Consider the following 11,566-nt stretch of genomic DNA (forward strand, 5'->3'; position numbering starts at 1 on the left):
GCTCCTTCGTCTGCGCGCGCCGCGCCGGTCACGCGTCGCGACCCAGCACACCGCCCGTCGCCGACGGTTCCTACCGGCCAAGGTCCGCGGTCTCGGGACCTATGTCCGTCGCGACAGTGACCCTTGGCTGGTGCGCGACGGGCTACCGGCGGCGCACGCTGGCGGGAGAGCCGAGTCGCCGCCCGCGGCACCGCTGAGCCTTGAGGAGGAGCCATGCACACGAGGACCTGGCACGTGGAGATCTACCTCTACGAGAACGACGACAGCACGCGCGCGGAGGCCGTGCTCCGCACAGACGCCGGGACGGAGCTGCGCCATCAGGGCATCGCGCGCCGCAACCCCGCGGATCGGAACGTCCCGGAGGTCGGGGACGAGCTGGCCGCGTGCCGAGCCGTCACCGGACTGGCGCACGACCTCCTCGAGGCGACGCTCATCGACGTCGCAGCGCTCGACCCCGAGCACAGCCCGGCCGCGATCAGCGTCGAGTGACGCGATGACCACGACCGAGCGACGAAGTCTCGCCAGTCTGGGGCTGGATCCGGGCAAGCGCAGCCGCCTGCACACGATCCTCTTCGACCATGGGCTGAGGAACGGCACCGGGCTGTTCCTGCCCTATGACCAAGGGCTCGAGCACGGACCTCGCGACTTCTTCGCCAACCCTGCGGCCTCCGATCCGCGCTACATCCTCGACCTGGCGGTCGAGGGTGGCTTCAACGGCGTCGTGCTGCAGATCGGCCTGGCACAGAAGTTCTTCTGGGAGTACGCCGGCGAGGTCCCCCTCATCCTGAAGCTCAACGGCAAGACGGAGATCCCGTCCGACGCGCAAGCGCTCTCTCCGCTCAACGCCTCCGTCGAGGAGGCCGTCCGGCTGGGCGCCGACGCGGTCGGCTACACGCTCTACGTGGGCACGCCGGCGCAGGAAGCCGACTTCGGGCAGCTGCGCCGGGTGCGGGCCGATGCAGCACGCTTCGGCATGCCGCTCATCGTGTGGGCCTATCCCCGGGGCTCTGCGATCGAGGCCAAGGGCGGCCGCGACTCCTTCTACGCCGTCGACTACGCAGCGCGGACGGCGAGCGAGCTCGGCGCCGACGTCGTCAAGCTGAACTTCCCGCACCCCGAGAAGACCGACCAGGTCCCCCAGCCCTATGCCGCGGCGGCCTCGAGCCAGCAGGCCGTCGACGCCGTCGTACGCTCCGCGAACCGGTCGCTCGTCCTCATCTCGGGTGGCAGCCAGGCCGGCGACGACGCGATGTTCGAGAAGGCCCGCCGCTCGATGGACGCCGGCGCGACGGGACTCATCTTCGGGCGCAACGTGTGGCAGCGCGAGCGCGACGAGTCGCTGCGCTTCGTCGCCGCCCTCCGCAAGATCCTCGAGGAGCACCCCAGCTCTGCGGGGTGAGAGAGAAGCAGTCATGGACGCGACATCATCACCATCGTCACCGCGCCTCGTCGTCGGCTACGACGGCTCGCCGGACGCAGACCTGGCTTTGACCTGGGCAGCCGAGACTGCCCGGCGGCGCTCCCTCACTCTGGAGACGTTCATCGTCGCCGCCGCCACGGAGCCGCTCGTCGGCGATCCTCACGAGCTCCTCGACCACACCGCGTCCGAGGCGCGCGAGCGTGCCATCAGTCTGCTGAAGTCGCTGGAGCTCGACGACGGCGGGATCGCCGTCCGACGGGGCCCGGTCGTCGCGAGCCTGCTGGCGGCCGCCCACGGCGCTCAGATGCTGGTGGTCGGCAGCCGCGGTCATGGTCTCGTGGCCGGGTCGCTCACCGGCTCGGTCAGCCAGCACCTGGCGCGCCACGCATCCTGCCCGGTCGTCGTCGTACGACGCCCCCAGCAGCCCGATGCCACCCGTGTGGTCGTCGGGATCGACGGCTCCTCGGAGAGCAAGCGCGCTCTCCGGTTCGCCTGCGACATGGCCTCCGGCACGGGGCAGCAGGTCGTGGCCCTGCACGGCTATCGCGCATTCCCGGCGGCTTTCGGCTCACGCGACGCCGTGTTCGCCCGAGACACGGCGCACCGCATCCAGAACGCGGACCGACTGGTGCACGACTGGGTCGCCGAGGAGCGCGAGGCCCATCCCGAGCTGGACCTCGCCGCCGAGGCGATCGCGGTCGCGCCCGAGCGGCTGCTCGTCGACGCGAGCGCCGCCGCCTCTCTGGTGGTGGTCGGGTCGCGCGGCATGGACGCGTTCGCCGATCTGCTCCTGGGTTCGGTCAGCCAGCGCGTCCTCCACGACGCGCACTGCCCGGTCGCCGTCGTCCGCCGGATCGCGGCCGCGCCGAAGGCGTGAGGCGATGGCGGCCGACGTGCTGCTGGCGGACGGGCGTATCGCATCGATCCGCCCGGTCGCCGGCTCGGACCGGGCCGGTCTCATCGCGCTCCACGACGAGGCCGGTGAGGAGAGCATCCGGCTGCGCTTCTTCACGGCGGGTCGCACGAGCGGGCACCGGTACGTCGAGCACGTCCTCGACGCGACCGACGACGCCGTCATCGGCCTGGTCGCTGTCATGTCCGGACGGATCGTCGGTCTGGTCACCGCCGAGCGAATCGGGACGGACGCGGCCGAGGTCGCCATGCTCATCGCCGAGGAGGAGCACGGGCACGGGCTCGGCAGCCTGCTGCTCGAGCACGTAGCCGCCGCCTGCCGCAGTCAGGGCATCCACCGCTTCGTCGCCGAGGTGCTCGCCGACAACGACGCGATGCTGCGCGTCTTCCGCGATGCCGGCTTCGACCTGACCCGGCGGACGGACCGTGGCGAGGTGACCATCGAGATGAGCACGGAGGCGACGGCACGCGCGATCGAGGCCGCCGACGCCCGCGAGTGCGCCTCCGAGGCGCACTCGCTGCATCCGCTGCTCTACCCGCGGAGCGTCGCCATCCTCGGAGCACGCCGCGACGGCAGCGGCCTCGGTCACGCCGTGCTCCGCTCGGTGCTCGACGGAGGGTTCACCGGCCGGGTCCACGTCGTCCATCCGGACGCGCCCGCCATCGAGGGCATCGCCGTCCACCGCCGCCTCCAGGACATCCCCGACCCGGTCGACCTCGCCATCGTGGCCGTGCCCGCCCCGCAGGCGCTCGCGGCCATCGAGGACGCCGCGGACGCCCATGTCGGGGCGGCCGTCGTCATCAGCTCGGGCTTCAGCGAGCTGGGACCCGCGGGCGCGGACCTCCAACGCCGGATGCAGCAGGTGGCACGCAGTCATGGGCTGCGCTTGATCGGCCCCAACTGCATGGGTGTCACCTGCAACGCCCCGGAGATCAGGCTCAATGCGACGTTCACCGACAGCGTGCCGGGTCCGGGCGGTCTCGCCATGGCCTCGCAATCGGGGGGCGTCGGCATCGCCCTCCTGGATGCCGCCCGCGGGCACGGGGTCGGCGTGCACAGCTTCGTCTCGCTCGGCAACAAGGCCGACGTCTCGGGCAACGACCTGCTCTCGGCCTGGATCGACGACCCGTCGGTCACGGCTGCGGCCCTCTACCTGGAGTCCTTCGGCAACGCCCGCAAGTTCGCTCGGGTCGCGCGCCGCTTCGCGATGAGGAAGCCCCTCCTCGCGGTCGTCGGCGGCACGACGACGAGCGGCCGACGGGCCGGCACGTCCCATACCGCTGCGGCGGCCACGCCAGCGGTCGGCATCGACACGCTGTTCGCGCAGGCCGGCGTGATCAAGTGCCGCGGTGCCGAGTCGGTGGTCCTGACGGCGATGCTCCTCGAGCAGCAGCCCCTGCCCGCAGGCCGACGGCTGGGAGTGGTGAGCAATGCCGGTGGACTCGGCGTCCTCGCCGTCGACGCGGCGGAGTCCGAGGGACTGCTCGTCCCGGCGCTCTCGGGGCCGACCCGCGAGGTGCTGGCTCGACACGTGAGCGTGACGGTCGGCACGAGCAACCCCGTCGACCTCGGCGCGGGCGCGAGCCCTGAGGACCTGACCGCCGTCGCGCAGACGCTGCTGAGCTCCGGCGAGATCGACGCCCTTCTGGTCGTCCTCGTCCCCACCACCGTGGCGCCCGCCGCACCCCTCGTCGAGGCGCTCGGTCGTCTCCGCGCCGACCATCCCGACACGCCGATCGTCCTCGTGGGCTTCGGCGGGCTCGGAGCGGGCGCGGAGGACATCACCGTCTTCCATGCTCTCGACGATGCGGTCGAGGCGATGGCGCACGCGGCGCGATACGCCGAGTGGCGACGGACGCCGGAAAGCCCTCTCCCGGCGCGTGACGTCGAGCGCGCCGAGTGCGCGCGGGCGCTCGCCGGCAAGCTGCTCGACCCCGCGTCGCCGGCCATCCACTGGTTGGGCCCAGCAGACGTGGTCGACCTGCTGCTCCCCTATGGCCTGACGCCCGTCGGCGTCGTGGCCGAGGACGCCGACGAGGCGGTCCTGGCTGCCGAGGAGCTGTCCTTCCCCGTCGTGCTCAAGGTCGCCGATCCGGACATCCTCCACAAGACCGATCGCGGGCTCGTCCACGTCGGCCTGCGCACGCCCGCGGACGTACGCGCCGCCGCCGCCGACCTCGACGCGAAGACGGGTCGAGCGCGCACCCCGCTCGTGGTCCAGCCGATGGTGGACGGCGTCGAGATCGCCCTCGGTCTCACCCGGGACCCGAGCTTCGGACCGATGATCATGGTCGCCGCCGGCGGCATCGCGACGAACATCCTGGAGGACCGGACCTTCCTCCTCCCGCCCGTCTCCGCCCAGGACGCGGCACGGGCGATCCGGTCCCTGCGGATCTGGCCGCTCCTGGACGGCTACCGCGGCACTGCTCCGGCCGACGTCGCGGCACTGGAGCGGATGATCGTCGCCCTGGGCGAGCTCGCGCTCGACGTCCCGCAGGTCGCCGAGCTCGACCTGAACCCCGTCTTCTGCCGCTCGCGTGGTGCTGTCGCCGTCGATGTCAAGGTCGGCCTCCAGGAGATGGCCACTGCGGGCGACGGGATTCCGCGCCAGCTCCGGGCACCGGTCTGACCGGACTGCACCACGGATGCGGCGATGACCTCCACTCTCGGTCGTGCAGCGACGGCACGCGCGGGTGACACCAGCGAACTGGAGGAGCTCGACGAGGAGGCACGCGAAGGACCAGACCCGGTTGCTCGCCGGACTGCGCACCTCTGCGGGTGGCCTGACCGACCGCGAGGCCGCGCGTCGCCTCGAGGTCGACGGCGCCAACGAGCTGACCGGCCACCGGCGCTCCGGCCTGGCCACCGAGGTCGTGGGCCAGCTCGTCCACCCACTAGCGCTGTTGCTGTGGCTCGCTGCCGCGCTCTCCGCCGTGAGCGGCTCCCTGCCGTTGGCCACGGCGATCGTGACGGTCATCCTCCTCAACGCCGTCTTCGCCGTCGTGCAGGAGCGCCATGCCGAGCGCGCCGTGGAGGCGCTCGCCAGCTACCTTCCGGCAACCACCCGGGTCGTGCGCGACGGCGCGACCCGGGTCGTGCCGGCGCGTGAGCTCGTCCGTGGCGACATCGTCCGAGTGTCCGAAGGTGAGAGCGTCAGCACAGATGCCCGGGTGATCTCGGGGAGCCTCACCGTCGACATGTCGATGCTGACCGGCGAGTCTGCGCCGGTCCTCCGCTCGGTCGCCACGCCGACGTCGGCCGGTCCCCCGGTCGAGGCGACGAACCTCCTCTTCAGCGGCACGACGTGCACCCAGGGCAACGCGGTCGCCGTCGTGCTCGCGACCGGAATGCGGACCGAGATCGGTCGCATCGCATCGCTCTCCCAGCGGGTCCGGACCAAGGACTCCCCCCTGGAGCGGCAGGTCAAGCGAGTCGCCAGGGTGATCGCTCTGGTCGGGCTGGGCCTCGGCGCCGCCTTCGTGCCGCTCGGAACCATCGGCGCCGGTCTGCCGCTGAGCGACGCGATCACCTTCGCGATCGGGCTGCTCGTGGCCAACGTCCCGGAGGGACTGCTCCCCACCATCACACTCTCCCTGGCCGTCGGTGTGCGGGTCCTCGCACGGCAGGGGGCCATCGTCAAACGACTCTCGGCGGTGGAGACGCTCGGGTCCACCAGCGTGATCTGCACTGACAAGACCGGCACCCTCACGATGAACCGCATGCAGGTCCAGCGATGCTGGACACCGTCCGGCATCGTCGATCTGGCGACGGCGGAGGCCGATCTTGCCGACACGGGCGGCGATTGGGGCGCCGACTGCCGGCTGCTGCTGGCCACGGCCGCTGCCTGCACCGATCTGACCGCGCTCGAGGGCGGTGGGCTCGCCGGCGACCCTACAGAGACAGCGATCCGTGCGGCCGCAGACGCCTGGGGCGTTCGCGCGATGCCCGAGCGCATGGTCGAGTTCCCCTTCGACCCGACACTGCGCCGCATGACGACGATCGACCGGGACGAGAGCGGGCTCTGGGCCCACAGCAAGGGAGCACCCGAGGATCTGCTGCCGCTGTGCACCGAGGTCACGGGGCGGCCTCTCGACGACAGGGAGCGCGACCGCGTCATCGCGATCGTCGAGAACTGGGCGGCGACGGGACTGCGCGTGCTCGCCGTCGCGCGGCGGCCGGTCGACGTCGTGGGGGTGCAGCCGGAGCGGGAGGAGATCGAGTGCGCCCTGGAGCTGCTGGGACTCGTCGCGATGATCGACCCTCCGCGAGCAGAGGCACGCGCTGCCGTGGAGCAGTGTCATCACGCTGGCATCCGGCTCGTCGTCGTCACCGGAGACCATGCGCTGACGGCCCAGGGCATCGCACGACGGGTCGGCATCGGAGACGACCAGACCCCCCTGGTGACCGGGCGTGAGCTCGACGCGATGACGGAGCGACAGCTCGATGCTCTGCTCTCCGATCACGACGAGCTCGTCTTCGCCCGCACCTCCCCTGAGGCGAAGCTGCGGATCGCCGACGCCTTGCGGAGCCTGGGTCACGTCATCGCCATGACGGGCGACGGGGTCAACGACGCGCCGGCGCTGCGACGGGCCGACATCGGCGTGGCGATGGGCCGCAGCGGCACGGACGTCGCACGGGAGGCGTCGACGATGATCCTGACCGACGACAACTTCGCCACCATCGTCACCGCCGTCCAGTCCGGGCGTCAGGTCTACGACAACGTGCGCAAGTTCATCATCTACATCTTCGCCCATGCGACGCCTGAGGTCGTCCCGTTCCTGCTCTATGCGCTCTCCGGTGGACAGATCCCCCTCCCGCTCACGGTGATGCAGATCCTCGCGATCGACCTCGGCACCGAGACGCTCCCAGCACTCGCCCTCGGCCGGGAGCCGGCGGAGCCCGGCCTGATGGACCAGCCGCCGCGACGGCGCACCCAGAACGTCATCGACGGCCCGATGCTCGCTCGGGCGTGGGGGATCCTGGGTGGCACGTCGGCGGTGCTCGTCACGGGCGTGTTCCTCTGGACTCTCCTCGAGGGCGGGTGGACCCCGGGAGCCGACGTGAGCATCGGCCCGCTGCACGATCTGTGGCGACAGGCGACGACGATGACGTTCCTCGGCATCGTCGCCTGTCAGGTCGGCACGGCCATCGCCGCCCGCACGCAGATCGCGTCGCTGCGCGATGTCGGGCTGAGGACGAATCCGATGCTGTTGTGGGGCATCGGGTTCGAGATCGCCTTCTCCGCACTGGTCGTGACCGTGCCGGCGTTCCAGCGCGTCTTCGGGACCGCGGTGCCCTCGTCGTGGATGCTCGCTGCTCTTCTGCCGCTGCCGGTCGTGACGTGGGGGGTCGACGAGCTGGTGCGTGCGGCACGACGTCGGCGGCACGTCCGTCAGGCAGAGTGACGGCCGCCCCGGGGATCCCGGAGCGGCCGTCAGGTCACTGCGATGTCGAGCGTGTCGTCAGCGCAGCCAGGGGAACCTCTGGACGAGGGCGGTGCGTGACCACCACCCGCCGAGACCCCAGGTGTCGCCGGCCTGCGTGAGTGCCAGCGCCACGACGGTGATGGCACCGAGGATGTGCTCATCGATGACGGGGTTGTTCGTCGGTGGAAGCACGACGCTCCACATGAGCACGTAGAGCAGGGCGCCCGCCACAGCGGCGATCCTCATCCCGACGCCGAGCGTGAGCGCGAGTCCGATCCCCAGCAGTCCGATCATGAACAGCCAGTCGGCCCACCAGGTGCCGGCGATGTTGTGGTACAAGTCCTTGAGCGGTCCGTCGGCGCCGTTCTTGAGGAAGCCCTCGGTCGGGCTGCCGCCGTGGATCCACGCGGCGTCCCCGAAGCGGTCCACCGAACCGTCCGGTGCCGTGCCCGTCGCGTAGCCCAGAGCGAGCAGTTTGTCGAAGAAGGCCCACAGGAACGTGAAGCCGAAGGCGAGACGCAGCGTCGCCAACACCCGGCGGGCGGCGACGGAGCGTACGACGGGCTCAGCCTGTGCGACGACCCTGATGTTGCCGCGTGTGCTGGCGCCTGCCGATCCACGGAATAGGTGATGGTGCGTTGCGGTCATCGCGACCGCCTCCTCGATAGGTGAAGGTTTGCTTGTCCTTGCACCTTCAGCGTCGTCCCATGGGCCCTCGACGGGCAGTGCCGAACGTCTCCGACCGGACGGGTCCTTGGTCCTCCGGCCCGCTGAGCTCGCCCGGCGGCTCAGGCGTCGTGGTTGCCCTGCCGAGCGATGAGGATCGCGGCCTGGGTGCGACTCTCCAGGCCGAGCTTGGCGAGCATCGAGGAGACGTAGTTCTTCACCGTCTTCTCCGCCAGCGAGAGACGCGTCGCGATCTGCCGGTTGGTCAGCCCCTCCCCGATCAGCTCGAGGATGCGCTGCTCGTGGACGGTCAGCCGGGCGATCGTCGGGTCCTGCTTCGGGCCGGTCCTGATGCGGTCGAGCACCTGCGCCGTGACGGCAGGGTCGAGCATCGAGCGGCCGGCAGCCACCTGGCGGACCGTCTCGACGAGGTCGCTGCTGCGCACCTGCTTGAGGAGGTAGCCGGCGGCACCGGCCATGATCGCGGCGAACAGCGCCTCGTCGTCGTCGTACGAGGTCAGGATGAGTGCCGCGATGCTCGGGTCCACCGAGCGGACCTCGCGGCAGACGTCGATGCCGGAGCCGTCGGGAAGGCGGCCGTCCAGGATGGCCACGTCGGGCCGAAGCGCCGGAATGCGGCGCTTGGCCTCCTCGGCGGAGTCGGACTCGCCGACGACGACGATCCCGCCCGCTGTCTCCAGCAGGGTCCTGATGCCCTGCCGCACCACTTCGTGGTCGTCGAGCAGAAAGACCTTGATCAGTGCGCGCTCCTCGTCCTCCATCCGCTCACCGTAGGCCTTGACGCCACTCCTCGGACAGGCCCATGACCCCGATGCTGCGGGACTTTGGTCCATCGCCGTCCCCGCGGCAGGGCCGTGCAGGGGACCTTGGCCCTCGCCTCCGTGGCCCCAAGCCTCCTCACGCGCGGCTGCGCGCGAGGCACGCTCAGCCAATGACCTGGTTCCTGCGGACGATCGAGCTTCCCGATGGGCATTGGCAGTGTCGCCACGGCCTCCTCGAGATCGACACCCATCCCACGCTCGCAGCGGCTGCGGAGCACCTCGCTGCGATGGCCGCGAGCCTGAGGTCTGCCGAGTGCTTCGCGCACTATCAGGACGGCCGCATCGTCCAGGTCGGCAGCACCGGTGAGACCTGAGCCGGCTACTCGAGCAGCCCGGTCACCGAGCGTGTGTCACCGTCGCGCTCGGTGACCAGCTGGACACCGTGGGCGTTGTCGAGATACTCCCGCACGACGTCCAGATCGAGCCCGGTCGATGACGCGATGGCGGTGTCGGTGACCGTCGCCGATCCATCCGGCGCGTCCCACCAGAGCGCGCGGATGGTGTTGTAGAGGTCGTCGGTCGTCGTCTCCAGATCACTGGTCATGGGGTGCGCGGTACCCCCGACCGCGGGTGTTCACGAGTGCTCGGGCGATCCCGATGCCAATGGAATCGCAGCTCCCGCCTCATGGTTACCTGCCATGGACCCCTCGTCCGGCCACCGACCAGGAAGCAGTCACCTGTGAGCCAGATCTTCACACCCCTCACGCTTCGCGAGGTCACCGTCCGCAACCGCGTGTGGGTCGCACCGATGTGCCAGTACTCCGCCGCCGACGGCGTGCCGAACGACTGGCATCTCGTGCATCTCGGCTCGTTCGCGCGTGGCGGCGCAGGACTTGTCTTCACCGAGGCGACCGCTGTGTCGCCTGAGGGGCGCATCTCCCCTGAGGACACGGGTCTGTGGAATGGCGAGCAGCAGGCGGCGTGGACGCGCATCGTGGCGTTCCTCCACCAGCAGGGAGCGACCGCCGGCATCCAGCTGGCCCACGCCGGCAGGAAGGGGTCGACGTACTCCGGCTTCGACGGCCGACGTGGCGGCGTTGCCGACGCCGACGGTGGCTGGCGCCCCGTGGGGCCGTCTCCCTCGCCGTATCCGGGGCTGCGCGAGGATCCGGAGCCGTTGGACCCCGACGGCATCGCGCGGGTGGTGCGTGACTTCGGCGACGCCGCCGAGCGTGCCGTGGCAGCCGGCTTCGATGTGCTCGAAGTGCATGCGGCGCACGGCTACCTGTTGCACGAGTTCTTGTCACCCCTGTCGAACCAGCGCGACGACGAGTACGGCGGCTCCTTCGACAACCGCGTCCGGATCGTGCTGGAGGTGGTCCGCGAGATCCGCACGCGGGTGGACGGCGGTGTTCCGGTCATCGTTCGGGTGTCTGCCACCGACTGGGTCGAGGGCGGCTGGGACGACGACGACACGGTCCGTCTGGCCGTGCTCCTGCGGGAGGCCGGCGTCGACCTCATCGACACCTCGAGCGGCGGCAACGCGCGAGCGGACATCCCGATCGGACCCGGCTATCAGGTGCCGTTCGCTCGCCGGGTCCGCACGGAGGCCGGCATCCCCTCCGGCGCCGTCGGTCTGATCACCGAGCCCAAGCAGGCCGAGGAGATCCTCGCCGAGGGCTCTGCAGATGTCATCCTGCTGGCCCGTGAGCTCCTGCGTGAGCCACACTGGGCCCTTCGGGCCGCCTACGAGCTCGGCGAGACCGACACGGACCTGTGGCCGGTGCAGTACCGGCGGGCGGCTCGCTGAGGGTGCCGGGCTTCGCCGGCGATCGTCGGTGACCTCTGGTGAGATGCCTCTGTGTCCATCTCGGGCCGTCTTCTGCCGCTGGTGCGGCTGGTTGGCGACCACTTGTGCTCCACGGCCAGGCTTGAGGAGGCTGATTCCACAGGCGATCGGACGGCACAACAGATTGTCGGTGGCCTCTGATTGGCTTCTTCCATGTCGATCTCGGAACCGCCTCCGGCACCTGACGGGGAGGAGTGGCCGCTCCCGTCCGATGAGGATGTGCCGCCGCTCGACGAGGAGTGGCCGCTCCCATCCGATGAGGATGTGCCGCCGCTCGAGGAGGAGTGCCCACCCCCGCCCGATGACGAAGGCCCGTCGCCGCAGGACGGTGGGTCGTGGGAGTCCAGTGGGGAGTTGTTGGAGGCCTTCACCGCCGCGCAACGCCGCGAGGCCCGCGAGCAGGTCCGCAAGATCCAAGTCGCGGTCGACTACTGCGCCTTCAACTCCCCCGACTCCACCCACCCCGCCGCCCGACTCCCCGGCACCCAAGGCACCATGGCCCTGGCCGGG

At 70.8% G+C, this 11,566-nt stretch carries 11 protein-coding genes; 8 read left to right on the forward strand and 3 right to left on the reverse strand.

The features are described 5' to 3' along the window. Nucleotides 1–213 precede the first annotated feature (213 nt). Genes ACYQ1K_RS20780 through ACYQ1K_RS20800 form a run of 5 tightly spaced genes read left to right on the forward strand, consistent with a single transcriptional unit; the run spans nt 214 to nt 7,738 of the window. Nucleotides 214–489 carry a DUF1876 domain-containing protein gene (locus tag ACYQ1K_RS20780; protein ID WP_459985172.1) on the forward strand — a complete coding sequence of 92 codons (276 nt, stop codon included), beginning with the start codon at nt 214–216 and terminating at the stop codon, nt 487–489. 4 nt (nt 490–493) lie between these two features. After that, entirely contained in the window at nt 494–1,399 is a 906-nt protein-coding gene (locus ACYQ1K_RS20785) for a class I fructose-bisphosphate aldolase (RefSeq protein ID WP_459985173.1), read from the forward strand. Nucleotides 1,400–1,412: 13 nt separating this feature from the next. Further along, a complete protein-coding gene (locus tag ACYQ1K_RS20790; protein WP_459985174.1) occupies nt 1,413–2,297 on the forward strand; it encodes a universal stress protein in 885 nt (294 codons plus the stop codon). A 4-nt stretch (nt 2,298–2,301) separates the two neighbouring features. Beyond that, a complete protein-coding gene (locus ACYQ1K_RS20795) occupies nt 2,302–4,962 on the forward strand; it encodes a bifunctional acetate--CoA ligase family protein/GNAT family N-acetyltransferase (RefSeq protein WP_459985175.1) in 2,661 nt (886 codons plus the stop codon). A gap of 43 nt (nt 4,963–5,005) precedes the next feature. Beyond that, complete coding sequence (locus ACYQ1K_RS20800) at nt 5,006–7,738, forward strand: cation-translocating P-type ATPase (protein ID WP_459985176.1); 2,733 nt, start codon at nt 5,006–5,008, stop codon at nt 7,736–7,738. Between the two features lie 57 nt (nt 7,739–7,795). Here ACYQ1K_RS20800 and ACYQ1K_RS20805 read toward each other — a convergent pair whose 3' ends face one another. Both ACYQ1K_RS20805 and ACYQ1K_RS20810 read right to left on the reverse strand, forming a co-directional pair. Next, nucleotides 7,796–8,407, reverse strand: a complete 612-nt coding sequence (locus ACYQ1K_RS20805) for a hypothetical protein (RefSeq protein ID WP_459985177.1) — start codon at nt 8,405–8,407, stop codon at nt 7,796–7,798. A 140-nt stretch (nt 8,408–8,547) separates the two neighbouring features. Next, nucleotides 8,548–9,207 (reverse strand): response regulator, encoded by a 660-nt coding sequence (locus tag ACYQ1K_RS20810; protein ID WP_459985178.1) that lies wholly within the window; start codon nt 9,205–9,207, stop codon nt 8,548–8,550. A 170-nt stretch (nt 9,208–9,377) separates the two neighbouring features. Here ACYQ1K_RS20810 and ACYQ1K_RS20815 point away from each other — a divergent pair, with 170 nt between their 5' ends. Next, nucleotides 9,378–9,581: a hypothetical protein gene (locus ACYQ1K_RS20815; protein ID WP_459985179.1), complete on the forward strand. Its 204-nt coding sequence runs from the start codon at nt 9,378–9,380 to the stop codon at nt 9,579–9,581. Between the two features lie 5 nt (nt 9,582–9,586). On the opposite strand, the gene ACYQ1K_RS20820 is transcribed toward ACYQ1K_RS20815, so the two are convergent. Continuing rightward, a complete protein-coding gene (locus ACYQ1K_RS20820; protein ID WP_459985180.1) occupies nt 9,587–9,811 on the reverse strand; it encodes a hypothetical protein in 225 nt (74 codons plus the stop codon). Nucleotides 9,812–9,946: 135 nt separating this feature from the next. On the opposite strand from ACYQ1K_RS20820, the gene ACYQ1K_RS20825 reads away from it, so the two are divergent. Both ACYQ1K_RS20825 and ACYQ1K_RS20830 read left to right on the forward strand, forming a co-directional pair. Next, on the forward strand, nt 9,947–11,017 hold the full coding sequence (locus ACYQ1K_RS20825) for an NADH:flavin oxidoreductase/NADH oxidase (RefSeq protein WP_459985181.1): 1,071 nt from the start codon (nt 9,947–9,949) through the stop codon (nt 11,015–11,017). 192 nt (nt 11,018–11,209) lie between these two features. Then, nucleotides 11,210–11,566, forward strand: a 357-nt coding sequence (locus tag ACYQ1K_RS20830) for a hypothetical protein (RefSeq protein WP_459985182.1), incomplete at its 3' end; no start/stop codon positions are given.

It is taken from the genome of Nocardioides sp. AN3 (assembly GCF_054653495.1).

Excerpts from the sequence above, each read along its gene's own strand:
- ACYQ1K_RS20795 (WP_459985175.1), top strand. The coding sequence starts at position 2,302 with ATGGCGGCCGACGTGCTGCTGGCGGACGGGCGTATCGCATCGATCCGC.
- ACYQ1K_RS20780 (WP_459985172.1), top strand. The coding sequence starts at position 214 with ATGCACACGAGGACCTGGCACGTGGAGATCTACCTCTACGAGAACGAC.
- ACYQ1K_RS20810 (WP_459985178.1), bottom strand. The coding sequence starts at position 9,207 with ATGGAGGACGAGGAGCGCGCACTGATCAAGGTCTTTCTGCTCGACGAC.
- ACYQ1K_RS20790 (WP_459985174.1), top strand. The coding sequence starts at position 1,413 with ATGGACGCGACATCATCACCATCGTCACCGCGCCTCGTCGTCGGCTAC.
- ACYQ1K_RS20815 (WP_459985179.1), top strand. The coding sequence starts at position 9,378 with ATGACCTGGTTCCTGCGGACGATCGAGCTTCCCGATGGGCATTGGCAG.
- ACYQ1K_RS20805 (WP_459985177.1), bottom strand. The coding sequence starts at position 8,407 with ATGACCGCAACGCACCATCACCTATTCCGTGGATCGGCAGGCGCCAGC.
- ACYQ1K_RS20785 (WP_459985173.1), top strand. The coding sequence starts at position 494 with ATGACCACGACCGAGCGACGAAGTCTCGCCAGTCTGGGGCTGGATCCG.
- ACYQ1K_RS20820 (WP_459985180.1), bottom strand. The coding sequence starts at position 9,811 with ATGACCAGTGATCTGGAGACGACGACCGACGACCTCTACAACACCATC.